Genomic DNA, 15,608 nt, shown 5'->3' on the forward strand with positions numbered 1-15,608 from the left:
GACATATCTGTCTTTCTGGTCGTTATAGTACCGCCTGCTAGTGGAGGGCTACCCCTATTTGGCGGCGGCTAAAGTGTCCAGAAAAACGCCCGGATTACAGTTTTCGGGATAAATAAAAATAGACTATACAAGGGAAGATAGAGGGAACCCGCAGCAAACGGAACCCTACTGCTCCTGATCCCCCGACAGTCGCTCGACAGCAGCCTGCCGCCAAGAGTGGCATGGCGATGAAGATGCCCGAGCACTGCAAAATGATGATGCAGATGCATGAGAAGATGCAGGCCTCCAACAAAGCCCAGGATGCCAAGCTCAAGGAACTGATGGCGCAACGTAGCTCCCACCAAAAGATGATGGGCCACATGATGGAGCACATGCAAAGTGGCGACAAAAACTCGATGATGCAGTGTCCCATGATGAAAGACGGCGGCATGATGGGCAAGGGCAAAGGTGGCATGATGGGGCACGACATGACCAAAATGAAGGATAAGTAGGAGCACATATCGCGGCCACGAAAAAGTACGTTTTTCGTTTGACAGGTATACCCGGTGGGGGTATACTTCTCTTCATGAGAAGCCAGAAAGATGCTCAGAAAAGACGAACCCAGCGCCTCAACCGGACTGCGGGCCAGGTGGCGGGTATCCAGCGTATGGTTGAGGAGGAGCGCTACTGCGTGGATATCTTGACACAGATCGCTTAGGTGCTGGTGCGACCCGGTGAGAAAATTCCCGTGGATGGCATCGTGGAGAGCGGTAGCTCCTCGGGGGACGAGTCCCTTCTCACGGGCGAGAGTCTGCCCATTGCAAAGTCCGTGGGCGATAACGTGAGTTACTCAGGAAAGCGAACTCGCTCTGTAGAGGCTGTGCTCCTTGGCGCGGTTTTCTTCGACCTTGCGGCCTTTGGATCCGTTCTGCCCGATGTCCAGACGCGCCTGGAGGATTTCGGCGCACGCGGCTGGCTGATCGGCCTGATCCTTGCCGCCTATTTTCTTGTGCAGACACTGGTCTCTCCACTCTGGGGGACCTTCAGTGATCGGCGGGGGCGCAAGCTTCCTCTCGTTCTGTGTTTTTCTCTCTCCGCGAGCTCGTTCGTGCTCTATGGGCTGGCGGGAAGTAACCTGCTCGTTCTGGTAAGCCGCATTGTCGCGGGGCTGGCCGCGGCGAATATCGCCCTTGCCCAGGCCGAAATGGCGGCACTTCATGAGGAAGCGGCACGCCCCGCTGCCCTGGGACGACTGAGTGCTGCGACCACGAGCGGGCTGATCCTGGGGCCAGCCATCGGGGGCTGGCTCTCGCATATGGGGGGGAGTTTTCTGCTGGGCATGAGCGCCGCGAGCCTCTCGGCGCTGGCCGCTCTCGCCCTTGCCCTAGTGATTCCGACGAGCCCCGCTCCCCAGCCGAAAAACGCAATGACAGAGCGTCCCCGCGCACACCTGGCCTTGCTTCGTGAGATTCCTGCACTGACCACACTCTTTGTTCTCGCTGCCACGGCCTGGTTTGCGCTCGCCTGTTTAGAGGGAACGTTTGGTCGGCTGATCCGTGCACAGCTCGGCTACGGCCCTCGTGAGTACGGTCTGATTTTTGGCTACGAGGCACTCCTGGGGGTTCTGGTTCAAGCGCTCCTCCTCGGATCGCTCACAAAACGCCTCCGCCCTGTCGTCTTGCTACGGTTGGGCTACGGACTCCAAGGAATCGGCTTGGGGCTAACTCCGTTTGCTCCGAATCTGGCGTGGCTCTTCGCCTACAGCACCTTCTACGCGGTTGGGGCGGGCGTGGCAAATCCGACGATAAATGCACTCTGTAGCGCTGTGACTCCCTCAGATCGGCAAGGGGAGATGTTCGGTTTACTCCAGGCGGCGCGCTCGGTGGGATTCCTGCTGGGGCCTCTGCTTGGAGGGATTCTTTTTGATTGGCGACCCGAGGCACCGTACGTACTCGCGGCGGCAGTGATGCTCGTGGCGGGGCTCCTTGCACGATGTGAAAGCCGAACGCGGGTACACTGAGGGCACGATGTTAGAAAATTTTGCCCTCGCCACTGACGCGGCGTCCCCCGAAGCCGCCCGAATCCTACAGCTGGAAGCCAATCAGGAGCGCCTGTTTCTCATCTGCACAGCACTGACGGAACTCATCCGCGACAAGAGTCTTGCTACGGAAACAGAAGTGATTGCCAAGCTTCAGGAGGTGGATCTGCGCGATGGGATGGCGGATGGCAAGTTCAGCGGCGTCCAGATTGTCGCATGTCCGCACTGCGGCAACCGCACCAAGCGCCGTCACCAGCACTGTATCTACTGCGGCAAGCCACTGGAGCTGCCCGAACCCGAGCAGCCCTAGCAAGTGCCGCTTATCTAGCCCGCAACGATCTCGACATTGGCGCGGGGAACAGTGACTTCCTCGCCGCTTGCGTTCAGCGTGGCGCGCAGAACGCGCACCTCGGTGCCGGAGTCCACTTGGACGAGGTGGGTGGGAAGCTCGGTGACCGTGGCCAGAGCACCGAAGTAGGGCTCGCGGATAATGCGGATAGGAGCGCCCGGATGGAGCGTGAAGTCCAGTGTCACTTCGTCCTGTTGGTTGGCACTCTGCTCCGGTGTCTCGTCCGCGACAATCACCTCGGGGCGGATGACGCCCGCGCGGATCTGGGTGGCTCCTGAAATGGCGGCAGTGCGGCCCTCTAGGGATTTCAGCAGGTTGAAAGTGCGGGTCGCCATTGCAATGGTTCCGAAGCCCTCGGTGAGTACAAGCGTGAGCGGAATGTTCTCGTGGCCCGTGATCGCGACTCCAATATCGTAGCCTAAGTAGTCCACCATATCCTTGTCAATAATTCCGCCAACCACAATTCCCACGACTCCCATATCCGCCGCTTTTTTCAGAGCTGCACCCGAGATGTTGGAGCCGCCCACGATGACTTTTCCGGCCAAGCTGGGATTGATATCGTTCTCCGTGAGGGGCTGATCCGGGCTCTGAGAGACCATCTGAAGAGGCGCACGTCGCTCGCCGCCCAGTCCGAAGATGCCTTGAATCAGGGCACCGTGCGCCGTGATCTGAACTCCCTCGCCTTCCAGAACTTGCGTGATCCGGCCCGGAATGTAGGCTGTGATCTCCACAGGAGTGGGCGACTCGCGGATACCGACATTGCCGGAGATGGGGGAGATAATCTCGATAATTCCGGAGGTGCTGGCCTTGGCATCCGCGATAAAGAACTTGTTAAAGAGCCCCTTGGTGCGCGCGATAAGATCGCCCCTCTCGACCCGGTCACCGAGCTTGATGGTCAGCAGTTCGGGCACTTCGGAAGCATCCACACCCAGACGAGACGCCACTTTGACGGTCTGCATGATGCCGGGCAGGTTGGCCCGTGCGACGGCGCTGTCAGGCAGCACCCAGTCGTCTGCTTTTACGAGAACTTCGCCTTTAAGTGGTAGGCGACGGATCTTGACGATTGTTGTTCGAGCGCTGACGGTCAGCCCCGGTGTGTAGCCACTAGCCATGGTTGTCTTTTTGTCCCCAGATCAAGTGATAGTAGAGTAGTGCCTCGGTCGCGCCGTGCACGCTGAAGTGCGGTGAACACTGCGCCTTAAGCTCATTTTGGGTGAGCCGAATAAAATAGATTCCGCCGGGATGATGCCCCTCGCGCTGGCTCGACCAGCTGATGGGCGGCCCCCAGCGGTACGCGGAGAGTGCCAGACGTCCGCCCTCTTTTGCGGACTTGCACGCCCGCGCTAGATGCTTCAGCGCGCCGTCGCGTGCCTCCGGTGTGGGAATGTGCTCGTAGACCCCAAACGAGCCCACTCTGTCGAAAGCGTCGGAGCGCGTCGGAAGCCGGGAGAGATCCGCCTGCACAAAGAGTACCCGATCTGCGAGCGCCGGGGGGACTTTAGTCTTGGCGACCCGCAGCGACTCCCGCGAGAAGTCTACACAGAGCAGGCCACGGGTGCGCTCCGCAAACGTGGGGGTCATGCGCCCGGTGCCGCAGCCGCCCTCCAGCATGAAGTGGGAGCTTTCGAGCGGCAAGAACTTTAGTGTCAGGGGAACCTCGTAGTAGGTGAAGAGCTTCAGCCCTAGCATCTGGTCGTAGGACTTGACCTGGGCATCGCGCGCCTGCATCTCCGAGCGCTTCTCCGCCACCTCGGTATCATCGGCGGGACCACCCCGTAGAGCGTCGGGCAGGAGGTTTGCAATGCCATCGGTAACGGGGTAGCTGCGTCCGTCGTCGGTTTTTAGCGTCCCCTGTTCGCTGACACCATCCCAGCCCGAGAGCGCCGCGCCCGTTTCCGGGCAGATCAGCAGTGCGAGGAGCTCCTCACGAATTGTCACGGGCGCAGTATAGCCGAGATTTGCTCCTGTCGCATCTTTGCGGTATCAAATGCTACATGACACGAGCTATTGCCTCTGCGCTGATCGCCCTGGTTGTCGTTGCCGGGCCGCATCTGGCTCCGACGCATGCGCAGACATCCCAGAATGTCCGATCCTGAGGGTGAGAAGCTTTTAAAGTAGAGCTAGTTGGCCTTGCGGATTCCCAGGATTCGGAAGGTATCGCGGTGGGTAAATATCTCCAGTGCGCTACTGCCCCCCACATTTTCATAGCGGATACGGATGGCGGGGGCACTCTCGTAGGTCGTCGCAAGCTCGGGGACACGGCGCAGGCGTGGCGTGCTTTTCCAGAACACCTGCGCTTCGGGTGCGCCTAGGAGCAGGCGGCCCAGAGAGATCGCCAGTGTCGGAGCGCTACAGTGCGCACAGCGCAGGGTGAGAACATACTCACCGGGGAGAGCTTTGAAGCCCGCATCGGGGGCGAGGCAGCTCACTCGGGCGGGCTTGCTGCAGTAGGCACAAGCAACCTGTCCGCGCTCCAGTGCCTGCTGGCAGTAGCGGAACCCGGCGGCATCGAGTCGGGTCTGGATGGTACGAAAACCCTGTGCCTCTCCGATAATGCGCTGCACGGCCCGGGTGGCAAGATCCACGGACTCGAAGTACTGCCCCGTGCTGACATAACACTGAGGGCAGCGCAGAAGAAAGCAGTCCTGCAAGTCGCGGAGAGCCTGGAGCCGTGCAGTGCCGCACCGGGCGCACCAGAGCTTGGTATCAACCCAGCCTACCTCACTCGCCTCCGCCAGTCCAAAGGCAACCGCCTCCTCGCTGAACTGGGACTTAAGCACTTCCTGGAGCGCCTGTCTTCCCCGATGGAGCCGGACGGCAAGTGCCCCCGTCGTGGCTCCGAGGCGCTCGGAGAGCTCGCTTAGAGGGGTATCTTCTACATATTTGGCGACCAAAAGCTCACGGGTAGCGGGGGGCAGTGTGGTGAGTGCGCGGTCCAGAAGCTCTAGAAGTTCGTTTTGCTCCAGCCCGTCTTGCCAATTGGGGGCGGTCAGCGTATTCTCAAGGACATCATCGGAGGCATCTATCCGTCGCCCTGAATCACGGCCACGGCTACGGCGCCAGCGCCAGCAGACATTCACGGCAATACGAGAGAGCCAGGCAAAAGGGCTGCCACTGCCGGTCCACTTATGGCGATTGCGCCAGGCTTCTACCAGAGTTTCTTGCGCCATGTCCTCAGCGGCATCACTGCTGCTGGTCAGGCGTGCGCAAAGGCGGACCAGGCGACGGTAGTCCTGATCAAATGCGGCCACGAGGCTCTTGTACTGCTCCTCCCCTTCCAATCGGTGTGCTCCCTCTAAACTTACTCAACAAAAAAAGAGCATCGCAGATCGGCGTCTCCGCACCACGATGCTCGGGAGTCATGTCTCATCACTATAAGATCGCAGTGAATTCAGTTTGGTTAACGCTAAAACCTGAATCTTTCAAAAAACTTTTGGCGGGCAGGGGGCTGGGTATACTAGGAAGCAGATGAAGCTCTACACACGTACCGGCGACACCGGCGAAACGGGACTCTATGGCGGCGAGCGGGTGCGCAAAGATGACCTGCGGGTTGCGGCGTATGGGAGCGTGGACGAAGCCAATGCGGCACTCGGCGTGGCGGCGGCCCTTGGGACGACGGAGCGGCTCCAGAGGATTCAGGCTGATTTATTTGTGGTGGGCGGGGATCTGGCGACACCGTTGGACCGTGATATCCCACGAATTACCCCAGAAGCGACGGTGCGGCTGGAGCTGCAGATAGATGCGTTGGAGGCGGGACTGGCTCCCCTGCGCAATTTTATTCTGCCCGGTGGAACCCCCTTAGCGGCTGCACTGCACTTGGCAAGAACCCTGGTGCGCAGAGCGGAGCGAGCCGTGGTGAGCCTCTGCGATGCCGAGCCAGAGCAGACCAACCCGGAGACGTTGCGCTATCTGAATCGCCTCTCCGATCTTCTCTTTGCCCTGGCACGTTCTGCCAATCAGAGCGCAGGCCAGCCCGATATACTCTGGAAAAGGAACCTTGACTAGCCAATGAGCCGACCGATTGAGGGGCAGCTTGCCCCGGACTTTACTCTCCCTGCCTCAGGAACAACTCAGAGCATCACGCTCTCCGAGCTGCGCGGAAAGCGCGTCGTGCTGTTCTTCTACCCAAAAGATGACACCCCAGGGTGCACCGTGGAGGCTTGTGCCTTCCGTGACCTGAACGCTGCGTTCGCTGCCGCCGGTGTGGTGGTGCTCGGGCTCTCCAAAGATGCTTTAGGGGCGCACGAGAAATTTACGGGGAAGTTTGACCTGAACTTTCCGTTGCTTGCGGATACCGAGACTGCCGTTTCTCAGGCCTATGGTGTCTGGGTGCAGAAAATGAACTACGGGAAGCCGTATATGGGCATTGAAAGAACGACTTTTGTGATTGGTTCTGAGGGGCATGTCGAGCGTGTTTTCTCGAAAGTAAAACCTGAGGGGCATGCTGAGGAAGTGCTTGCTTATGTCGGCGAGAAGTAATTTTCCTATTTTCCTTGACGTGAGCTTGTGAACGCTGGTACAATAGCCCCGCTTTCATAGGCGCACGTGTGCCTGGAAAAAGCAGAACAGGTGGCGATAGGGTTTGCCGGAACTGCCGGAAGTTGAGACACTACGACGGGGGCTTGAAAAAGAAGCTGTTGGGTGTTGTGTTCACGCGGTAACGATCGTTAACCAAAAGGTACTAAAAGGCCAGAGCGAGGCTGAGTTTCGAGATCGCGCCGTCGGTAAGCGGATTGTGGGTGCGGATCGGCGCGGGAAATACCTGCTACTGCCGCTTGCGGTGGATAACCTCTCTTCTCCCTCTTTTACTCTTTGCCTTCACCTGAAGATGTGTGGCTCTATTCGACTCCAAAGAGCGGATATGGCCTTGGGGCGATACGGTGTGTTGAGCTTAACCCTGGATCAGGGAAAAGCGCTACACTACAATGATATGTGGGGCTGGGGAGAGTGGCGTATGGTGGCTGATACAGAGCCCCTGCCACTCCCTAAGCTCGGAGACGAGCCGCTAGAGCCGGGCTGGGATGTCGAAGCGTTTGTAAGGCATCTGGCAGGCAGGCGGGTAGCTATCAAGACGATTCTTTTGGATCAGAAGGTAGTGGCGGGCGTGGGGAATATCTACGCCGATGAAGCGCTTTTTCGCGCTGGTATTGCTCCGACACGGGCGGCGGCGGGGCTAGTGCGTCAGGAAGGTGAGCTGCTTGCGGAAACGATCCGGCAGGTACTCACCGAAGCGGTAGCACTGGGAGGGACACAAGGCGACTATGTGGATCTCTACGGGCAAGCGGGGCGGTATATCCCGTCGGTTTATAATCGGGGTGGGGTGGCTTGTCCGCGTTGCGCCGTGCCGCTGAAAAAGATGAAGCTTGGGGGGAGAGGAACTACTTTCTGCCCAGCATGCCAAAACTGAATACTTTATTAAACTGGAAAACATGAAAAACAGTACAGCTACCTAGCGTAATTGCTGTATTTGTGGGGAGTTATCGTAGTCTATGTCCGAGGATATGAACGACGCGACGCTGGAAGCTGTAGCTGAAGCGCCCGTCACGACCAATGCCACTGAAGTGGAGCAGATGCCACCGCTCGATGAGATTGATGTACCTGGTGGTAATAAGAACGACAGAGATTTTGAAGACTCTGTGCGTGAACTGCGAAACGGTTCAGTGGTTAAAGGAACCGTTGTCCACATTGACTCGGACGGCATTTTGGTTGATGTCGGCACGAAGTCAGAGGGTCTGATTCGCCCCAATGAGATCTCTCGGGAGCCTCTTGCCAACCTGGAAGAGGAGTTCCCAATCGGGAGTGAGATCTTAGTGGTGGTGCTCGATGAGGACAAAAATGGTGTCCTTCAGCTCTCCAAGAAGCGTGCGGACTTTGAGAAAGCCTGGGATCGTGTCCAGGAGTGCCTCAAATCCGGTGAGACCGTCATGGCTAAGGTCAGTGAGCGTGTCAAAGGTGGTCTTGTTGTTGACCTGGGAATCCGCGGCTTCGTCCCGGCGTCCCATGTCGGAAATGGCAAGCTCAAGAACCTAGATAAGTTCGTCGGCACCGAGATCCCGCTCAAGGTTCTGGAAGTGGATCGGGGCGCACGCAAAGTAGTGCTCTCCAACCGCATCGCCACTGAGCAGGAGCGCGAGAAGCAGAAGGTCGAGACTCTCTCCAACCTTGAAGAAGGTCAGGTACGCACCGGGATTATCCGTCGCGTCACGGACTATGGTGCGTTCGTAGACCTCGGGGGAATTGATGGCCTGCTGCACGTCTCCGAGATGAGCTGGACGCGTGTGAAACATCCTTCGGATGTGGTTAAAGTGGGACAAGAAGTGCAGGTTAAGATCCTTCGCCTCGGGTCCAATGAAGGCCGCGTAAGCCTCGGGATGCGCCAGATTCTACCAGATCCGTGGGAGAGTGTCGCTGAGAAGTACCGCACCGGCGATGTGGTCGAGGGTGAGGTCACGAGGCCCGTTCCCTTTGGCGCATTTGTCCTGCTTGAGGGCGGTATTGAAGGGATTATTCCCAACAGTGAGCTCTCGCACCGTCGTGTTGCCCGTGCCTCCGATGTGGTCGAAGCGGGTCAGATGGTGCAGGTCAAGGTGGTGGATGTTCGCCCCGAGGAGCGTCGCCTGACGCTCTCGCTGCGTGCCATGACTACCCGTGAGGCCGAGCCAGAGCCACGTGTGCCCGCTACAGGCCCCGAGGGTGAGGGCACTGCTCCGAAGAAGCGCAAGAAGCGTGGTCGTGAGGACGATGAGGGGGGCGGCAGCGGTGGTTCCGGTGGCGGCGGCGGCGGTGGCGATTACCGCCAGTACATCCGCGCCGATCAATTTGGAGGACTCACGCTGGGCGATATGTTCGGCGAGATGTTCAACAAGACCAAAGCCGGTGGCAAGCGCGAGAAGCGCCGCCGTGTCGAGGAAGAGGAAGATGACCTCTCCGACATTGACGGCACCGAGCCGCTCGACTCCGTTGTCGAAGAGGAAGTCGCTGAGGTCACTGAAGTTGCTGAGGCGACGGAAGTAACCGAAACGATCGAAGCGTAGATCGAAGGCCCCGATGCTCAATGAGCATCGGGGCCTTTTTCTTTTATGTATATCTGGGCCATTACAGGTGGAATAGCGTGCGGGAAGAGTACCGTGAGTCAGCTCTTTGCCGAGTGCGGGGCGAGGATTGCCTCCGCCGACGACGATGCACGCACGGTGCTGGCCGAAAACTCCCCGACACGTGCTGCCGTCCTGGAGCTCTTTGGGACGGTTGAGCGCGCCGAGCTGGCAACCAAAATCTTTGGCGATCCTGACGCCCGGGCAAAGCTGAACTCCCTCATGCACCCGGCGATCCGCCAGCAAATGCGCGCCGCTATTGGTGCTGCGCAGGCGGATTCCACACAGGGCCTGCTTCTCTACGAAGTGCCGCTTCTCTATGAAGGCACGCTAGATACCTGGTTTCAGGGGGTGATCGCCGTGGCGGCGAACCGCAAGACGCAGTTGGCGCGTCTGAAAGCCCGTGGCCTCAGCGATGAAGCCGCTCGGCAGCGTCTGGCCGCACAGCTCGACCCGGAGGAGAAAGTACGCCGTGCTGACTTTGTGGTGCGTACCGATGTGCCGCTTGCGGAAACCCGTGCGGCAGTCCTGACTATCTATCAGGCGATCACACAATCTGCCGAAACGCCGATCTAGACGCGTGCGCTCTGGTCTATACTCTGTTTCTGGAGGCAAGAATGAAGATCGTACTGGGAGCGGATTTGGCGATGGCAGTGGGGGGCTCTCCCGCTGTGGAGCTGCTCAAGCGGCTGCGGTTTAACGGGGCGCAGACCGATGTCGTGCATGTGGTGCCCCCGCCGATCTACACGGGCTGGGAGTATGATCCGGTCATTGCACCCTCGGTGCTCGCTGATATCGCACAGCAGGATCGAGAGAGCGCCCGTGAGGCCATGGAAAAAGTGGTCGCGGACGTTGGGGCCGGGCTGGGCGCGAAGGCGGTGGTGGCGATGGGCAATCCGACCGAGCGCTTGATGGTGCACGCTGATGAAACCCACGCGGACTTGATCGCGATCAACGGCACGGTTGCCGGGCCGCTTGTGGCGTTTCTCACGGGAAGTGTGGCACGAGGGCTGGTGATTGGGGCGCATCAAAGTGTGTTGTTGGCGCGCGGCAAGAGCGAGGAATTGCGCCCACTCCGGGCCGTTCTCGCCACCGACCACTCGCCTTACTCCGAGCGCTGTATGGCGCAACTGACGCAGCTCTGGCCCCAGGGTATCCAGCACATTACCGTGCTGACTTCCTACCCCGAGGATCGGATTCGCGCGATGGAGCCAATGCTGCCCCAGATGGCTGTCGAGCCCAGTCAGGCGGTGCGTGAGACGCTGGAGGCTAAGAACACGGCTCTGATCGAGAAACTGAGTGGGTGCTTTCACCCGATGCTCACCACGTTTGAGTCGCGCATCTCGCCCTTGCCGGTACACGATGCGATTGCCGAGGCGATGAAAGAGAGTGCTTCTGAGCTGCTGATTCTAGGAGCCCACGGGCACAGCTTTCTGGAGCGCCTGACCATGGGGAGCACGTCGTTTCGTGAGTCAGTGTTCTCACCGTATTCGGTGCTGGTGATGAGGGCCTAGAGAAATGATGCAAATACTGGTGGGCGTGGATCAACAGCCCGGCCCTGTTGTCTCTTTGCTCAAGCGGCTGCACTTTCCTTATGCCCATTACGAAGTGGTGCACACGCTCTCCGCAGGGGACTATCTGAGCTACGGTATCGAGGGGGCGAGAACGCCTGACGATGTCGAAAGAATTGTGAGCACCGAGAACCGGCAGGCACGTCAGCTTGCGGAGAACGCGGGGCGGCTACTTGTGCGCGAGGGTGAGCCCCATCCCGTGGGCGATGTTTTGTTCGGGCATCCCACGGAGGCGCTCCTGCGCCGTGCCGATAGCCTCCGTGTGGAGCTGCTTGCCATCAATGCATCGCACACCCATAGCGAAAGTGCTGCGGCGCTGACGGGCAGTGTGGCCCGTGGGGTGGCGATGGGGGCGCACCAGAGTGTCTTGATTGCCCGACCCTCGGTGCTTTTCCAGGCGGACGATCAGCCGGTGCGTGCGGTGTTTGCGACGGATCACTCGGACTACGCGAACCGTTGCTTAGAGACCCTGGTTGACTTTGCGCCACAAGGGCTCTCGCACTTGTTGGTGACGACGGCGGCACCGGAGAAAGAGCTTGAGGTGGTGGATCGGGAGCTCCCTGAACTCGGAATTTCCGTCTCTGCGTCGGTACGGAGGGCGCTGGAGCGCCGCAATCAGACGGTTGCGCACTCTCTGGCGCGTGAGCTTACCCACGTGAGTATCGAGACGGCACTCTACACTCAGCCCATCCATGAGGCGATAGAGCGTGCGTTGGATCAGGCAAGTGCGGATCTACTGATCGTCGGGGCAAAGGGCCATAGCTTGCTAGAGCGTCTCACTCTAGGCAGTGTCTCGCTCCACCAGGCGCTCAGCGGCCCGAGTTCCGTGCTGATTTTGCGCCACTAGAGATGCGAAAGGCATTACAAGTCTTGGAGTGATTGCGTGGCCTCTTCTAGGGCGCGGCTCTCGCTGGTGAGCTGGCGGACACGGGCACGCAGCGTGGTCAGCTCCGGTGGGATGAGTGCGAGCGGGGTGGTGCGGGTGCGTAGCAGCGCCGCATGGGCCAGAGCGACTCCCTGAGAGAGGAGCTCTCGCTGGGCATCCAGTCGGTGCAGAAGAAGGGGGAGTGCACGTAAGTGGGTGAGGCGCTCTTCACACAAGCCCAGGCTCTCAGTGAGCGCGGCATGGGCGACGGGATCGCTCTCACAAGCGAGCCGCTCGGTGAGGTGCTGGTGCTCGGCCTTTGCCCCACGGAGCGCCTGTGGGTCGGTGGCGGCTCGGAGACGGCTCTGCTGGGTCGCCATCGTCCGGTCTGCCTTGACCAACTGGTTCATGTCCAGTAGGAGCGCTCGCAGGGGCGCGGGTTGCTTGGCGGGAGTCTCTAAAAGCATCAGAAGCGCCTCACTGTAAAGCCGCTCGACACGGAGCAAACTCGGCTCTGCAAGCAAGGCACGCAAGGCGTGCGCTCCAACATGACGGGGCGCACGGACACGCGAGACATTTGTCGCGGCCAGGAGAATCCCTGGGGAGAGCAAGAGCAAAAAGACAGCCACCGCGCCGCCCACCCGGAAGCAGACCAGGATATAGAGCGCACAGATCGCCAGCGAGCACAGCAGTGAGAATACCGACCAGATCGGCTCAAGAGTCGTGCGCTCGGGCGATGCCCTTTGGTTCTGCTGCACCACATCAAGGCGCTGCGCGATTCCGGGTTCTAGCTCTCGCAAGCGTACCAGCATGGGCTATTTTACCCAGACAAGTACATTTCTGCGAGAGGACTCCCGATCAGGGAGTGTTAGCTCGATCTGCCGGATCAGCGTCAGCCCGAACTTCGCCGCCACGCCCTCGTCGTCTTCGACTTCCACGCCCTTCATTGCGACAAAAAGCCCGCCGGGTTTGACGAGGGGGGCACACCAGCCGATAAGCTTCGGGAGCGCGGCGACAGCACGTGCGGTGACCAGATCAAACCTTGCATTTTTCAGTTCCTCTGCGCGGGTATGAATGAGCGTGACATTGGGGATTTCCAGAGTTTCCAGTGCGCTCTCTAGAAAACTCAGGCGCTTGCGCAGGCTATCCACGAGCGTGAGCTGTAAGTCCGGACGGACAATTTTGAGGGGGACACCGGGAAAGCCCGCGCCCGTGCCCACATCGCAGACCCGTGCGCCGTGTTTCAGCTCCAGGATAGCCAGGAGCAGGGTGAGCGAGTCCGCGAAGTGCTTGACCGCCATTGCCTCAGGCTCGGTGATGCGGGTGAGGTTGAGAGTCTGGTTGGTCTCCACCACAAGTGCCGCAAAGTGCGCACACTGCGCCGCCTGCTCGTCGGTGAGGGGTACTTTGATGGCCTCGGTGGCAGTTTTGAGAGCGGCGAGAAATACTTGTTTGTCCATATTTATTTTGGCATTGTATCTTGTGTCAGGCCGTAACTATTGTTGCGAAAATGGCGTTAATAGCCTCATGAGACGAGTGAACCTGCTGGCTGCGAGCGCAATCGCGGCGATGTTTGTGGTGTTGTCCCTGGTGCCGCTGACGCGGACGGCGCTCCGTTTTGACATGCAGCTTGCGGCGGGTAAGCCTATTCTGGGTCGGATGCTGGTGGATCTGGGACTCAAACAAGAGGATATGCCGTTTGGAGGGATGGGACCCGCTATCTCGACCACGCCCGATACCCGTGCTGCTGACTCGCCCGAGCTGCCTGTTCGTCTTGCCAATGCCATGCAGCTCTCGGGGCGGGTGAAGTGGGGGGCGCTGCAAAAGCTCGTGGCCGAGTTTCCAGAGAATCTGGCGGTGCATGCGGCACTGGCACGAATCGCCTGTAAAAACGGCGGCTCGGTGGGGGTCGGCCATGATGCCGAGCAGTACGAACTCCTCGCTTCACCACCGCCCTCAAGCCCGACCAAGAGCAGCGCCAACCCCGACGATGCGCGCGTGATGCTGCGCTCCTGTGAGTCCGGCGAGCGACTGGCTCCCGACAATGCCTACTTCCCGGCGATGGCCGCGATTGCGCATTTTTCCCTCAACAACGACACGGAGGCCAGAGCGGCGCTACACCGGGCCGCACAGAAGCCCCGCTGGCAGGAATATCTCGATGTCGAGGCAGCAGGCCGCGTTCGTCGGGCGGAACTGCTCTTTGGCCCACAGAATACGCTGACAAAAACGGTCGTCTACGCCAGTATTCTCTTCCCCCACTACGCTGCCCTGCGTGGGATGGCGCGTGTCGTGACGGCGCAGGCCATGCACGCCGAGCAGTCTGGTGACTTCAAAACGGGCTTGGCGCTCCGCCACGACACCGCACAGCTTGGAGCCAAGATGCGCGAGCAGTCTTCGTCACTCATTGGCAGTTTGGTAGGAACGGCCATGATCCGAGTGGCCGAGGGCCGACCTGGCGGTGCTCCTGCCCTCAAGGCTGATGAGGAATCAAAGAGTAAAGAGACGGAGACACGTTTCCTGGCGTATTTAGCTGCCAACGGACAGGCCGCCGAGGCCGCGTGGTGGCAGAAGCAGCTTGTGGCGTGCGACGAAAGCCGTGCGATGGTGAAGCACACCGATGCATCTGTCCTTGGGGGCACGGCGTTCTTTGCGACACCCTGGAAGCTGTTGGCAAATCTTGCTCTGCTGAGTGTCGCTAGCTTACTCTGTATTTTAGGAGGGCTTGCGTTTCTCCAGCCCTGGCTGGGGCGCAAGACGCAGCATCTGGCACCGGTGATTGCCGTGGCGGCTTTTATGGTGATTCTGAGCGGGGCTGCCTGGCAGAGCCTGGGGAACTGTCGCGATTTTATGGCTTTGAGTGGGCTGATCCAGGGGCTTTCGGGCTCGGAGTCGGTGGACACCACGTGGAGTGTTATCAAGCAGACGATTCAGGGGGAGATCTCGCTGATTGTCCTGGTGCTGCTCACGCCTTTTGTCTACCTGGCCACGGTTGCTTTCCAGACTCTCAAAAAACGCGGCTCCCTCACGGCTCGCATTCGTCAGACAGCTCTGCCTCTCGCCGCCGTGCTCACGCTAGCCTACGCCGTGCATCTCACGGCATTTGCCCTGCGCGAGCGTGTGATCGAGAGGCAGCTCCGGCAAGTTCTGACCCACGAGGGACGCTTTATCGCCGCACAAATTGGGAAAGAGTGGCCAACCGTTCCCTAAGGCGCTTCAGGTAAAATGCCTGTATGTCCTCCGCACCCTTTGAACTTGAAGAAGTCTCCCTCTCCCAGCTCCGTCAGCAGCTCAAGGCTGGACGCTACACCGAGCCGCAGTTGGTTCAGCTCTACCAGGCACGCATCGCCGAGCTGAACCCGAAGCTGAGGGCGGTGATCGAGCTGAACCCCGATGCCCTCAAAGATGCCGAGCGCTTGCAGGGTGAGCGGGCGGCAGGCAAACCGCTGGGGCCGCTGCACGGGATGCCAATTCTGATAAAAGACAATATTGCGACTCTGGACAAGATGCAGACCACGGCGGGCTCGCTGGCGCTGGTCGGGGCAAAAGTAAAAGCCGGTGCGCCCGTGGTGGCAGCACTGCGCAAAGCCGGGGCGGTGATTCTTGGGAAGACAAATCTCAGTGAATAGCGTACGGGTACATTCCCCGGAGCTTGCTCCGTGACCGCATGGAACGTGTGGGCATCTCTCAGGATGCCCACTTCTTCTAGGGTTTCGGC

The 15,608-nt window shown here is 59.7% G+C and carries 17 protein-coding genes and 1 pseudogene; 13 read left to right on the forward strand and 5 right to left on the reverse strand.

What is annotated here, in order from left to right:
- Positions 1–221 precede the first annotated feature (221 nt).
- From ACH2ED_RS17275 to ACH2ED_RS17290, 4 genes and pseudogenes are all read left to right on the forward strand, one after another.
- The gene (locus ACH2ED_RS17275; RefSeq protein ID WP_395093834.1) at positions 222–491 is read left to right on the forward strand and encodes a hypothetical protein; all 270 of its coding nucleotides are present in this window, start codon (positions 222–224) and stop codon (positions 489–491) included.
- Positions 492–565: 74 nt separating this feature from the next.
- Positions 566–694 (forward strand): annotated as a pseudogene (locus tag ACH2ED_RS17280) (metal-sensitive transcriptional regulator); the annotation flags it as partial.
- A 3-nt stretch (positions 695–697) separates the two neighbouring features.
- A complete protein-coding gene (locus tag ACH2ED_RS17285; protein ID WP_395093835.1) occupies positions 698–1,999 on the forward strand; it encodes an MFS transporter in 1,302 nt (433 codons plus the stop codon).
- Between the two features lie 7 nt (positions 2,000–2,006).
- A complete protein-coding gene (locus ACH2ED_RS17290) occupies positions 2,007–2,327 on the forward strand; it encodes a hypothetical protein (RefSeq protein ID WP_395093837.1) in 321 nt (106 codons plus the stop codon).
- A gap of 14 nt (positions 2,328–2,341) precedes the next feature.
- On the opposite strand, the gene ACH2ED_RS17295 is transcribed toward ACH2ED_RS17290, so the two are convergent.
- From ACH2ED_RS17295 to ACH2ED_RS17305, 3 genes are all read right to left on the reverse strand, one after another.
- The gene (locus tag ACH2ED_RS17295) at positions 2,342–3,478 is read right to left on the reverse strand and encodes a hypothetical protein (protein WP_395093838.1); all 1,137 of its coding nucleotides are present in this window, start codon (positions 3,476–3,478) and stop codon (positions 2,342–2,344) included.
- Positions 3,471–4,304 (reverse strand): methyltransferase domain-containing protein, encoded by an 834-nt coding sequence (locus ACH2ED_RS17300; protein WP_395093839.1) that lies wholly within the window; start codon positions 4,302–4,304, stop codon positions 3,471–3,473. The genes ACH2ED_RS17295 and ACH2ED_RS17300 overlap by 8 nt, the downstream gene beginning before the upstream one ends.
- 182 nt (positions 4,305–4,486) lie before the next feature.
- Complete coding sequence (locus ACH2ED_RS17305) at positions 4,487–5,617, reverse strand: RNA polymerase sigma factor (RefSeq protein ID WP_395093841.1); 1,131 nt, start codon at positions 5,615–5,617, stop codon at positions 4,487–4,489.
- Positions 5,618–5,834: 217 nt separating this feature from the next.
- Here ACH2ED_RS17305 and ACH2ED_RS17310 point away from each other — a divergent pair, with 217 nt between their 5' ends.
- From ACH2ED_RS17310 to ACH2ED_RS17340, 7 genes are all read left to right on the forward strand, one after another.
- Positions 5,835–6,371, forward strand: a complete 537-nt coding sequence (locus ACH2ED_RS17310) for a cob(I)yrinic acid a,c-diamide adenosyltransferase (protein ID WP_395093843.1) — start codon at positions 5,835–5,837, stop codon at positions 6,369–6,371.
- 3 nt (positions 6,372–6,374) lie between these two features.
- Positions 6,375–6,845, forward strand: coding sequence for a thioredoxin-dependent thiol peroxidase (bcp, locus tag ACH2ED_RS17315; RefSeq protein ID WP_395093845.1), 471 nt, complete (start codon positions 6,375–6,377; stop codon positions 6,843–6,845).
- Between the two features lie 103 nt (positions 6,846–6,948).
- Positions 6,949–7,773 (forward strand): bifunctional DNA-formamidopyrimidine glycosylase/DNA-(apurinic or apyrimidinic site) lyase, encoded by an 825-nt coding sequence (gene mutM / locus ACH2ED_RS17320; protein ID WP_395093847.1) that lies wholly within the window; start codon positions 6,949–6,951, stop codon positions 7,771–7,773.
- Between the two features lie 82 nt (positions 7,774–7,855).
- Positions 7,856–9,400 carry a 30S ribosomal protein S1 gene (gene rpsA / locus ACH2ED_RS17325; RefSeq protein WP_395093849.1) on the forward strand — a complete coding sequence of 515 codons (1,545 nt, stop codon included), beginning with the start codon at positions 7,856–7,858 and terminating at the stop codon, positions 9,398–9,400.
- Between the two features lie 45 nt (positions 9,401–9,445).
- Positions 9,446–10,033: a dephospho-CoA kinase gene (gene coaE, locus ACH2ED_RS17330; RefSeq protein WP_395093851.1), complete on the forward strand. Its 588-nt coding sequence runs from the start codon at positions 9,446–9,448 to the stop codon at positions 10,031–10,033.
- A gap of 41 nt (positions 10,034–10,074) precedes the next feature.
- The gene (locus tag ACH2ED_RS17335) at positions 10,075–10,971 is read left to right on the forward strand and encodes a universal stress protein (protein WP_395093852.1); all 897 of its coding nucleotides are present in this window, start codon (positions 10,075–10,077) and stop codon (positions 10,969–10,971) included.
- Positions 10,972–10,975: 4 nt separating this feature from the next.
- A complete protein-coding gene (locus tag ACH2ED_RS17340; protein ID WP_395093853.1) occupies positions 10,976–11,875 on the forward strand; it encodes a universal stress protein in 900 nt (299 codons plus the stop codon).
- Between the two features lie 14 nt (positions 11,876–11,889).
- On the opposite strand, the gene ACH2ED_RS17345 is transcribed toward ACH2ED_RS17340, so the two are convergent.
- Together ACH2ED_RS17345 and rsmG are read right to left on the reverse strand one after the other, a co-directional pair.
- Complete coding sequence (locus ACH2ED_RS17345; RefSeq protein WP_395093855.1) at positions 11,890–12,705, reverse strand: hypothetical protein; 816 nt, start codon at positions 12,703–12,705, stop codon at positions 11,890–11,892.
- A gap of 3 nt (positions 12,706–12,708) precedes the next feature.
- Complete coding sequence (rsmG, locus tag ACH2ED_RS17350; RefSeq protein ID WP_395093857.1) at positions 12,709–13,353, reverse strand: 16S rRNA (guanine(527)-N(7))-methyltransferase RsmG; 645 nt, start codon at positions 13,351–13,353, stop codon at positions 12,709–12,711.
- Between the two features lie 67 nt (positions 13,354–13,420).
- Between rsmG and ACH2ED_RS17355 the strand changes: the two genes are divergently transcribed.
- Complete coding sequence (locus ACH2ED_RS17355) at positions 13,421–15,100, forward strand: hypothetical protein (RefSeq protein WP_395093858.1); 1,680 nt, start codon at positions 13,421–13,423, stop codon at positions 15,098–15,100.
- Between the two features lie 23 nt (positions 15,101–15,123).
- Entirely contained in the window at positions 15,124–15,519 is a 396-nt protein-coding gene (locus ACH2ED_RS17360; protein WP_395093860.1) for an amidase family protein, read from the forward strand.
- The last annotated feature ends 89 nt before the right edge of the window (positions 15,520–15,608 follow it).

It is taken from the genome of Armatimonas sp., assembly GCF_043757465.1.
Classification (GTDB): Bacteria; Armatimonadota; Armatimonadia; order Armatimonadales; family Armatimonadaceae; genus Armatimonas.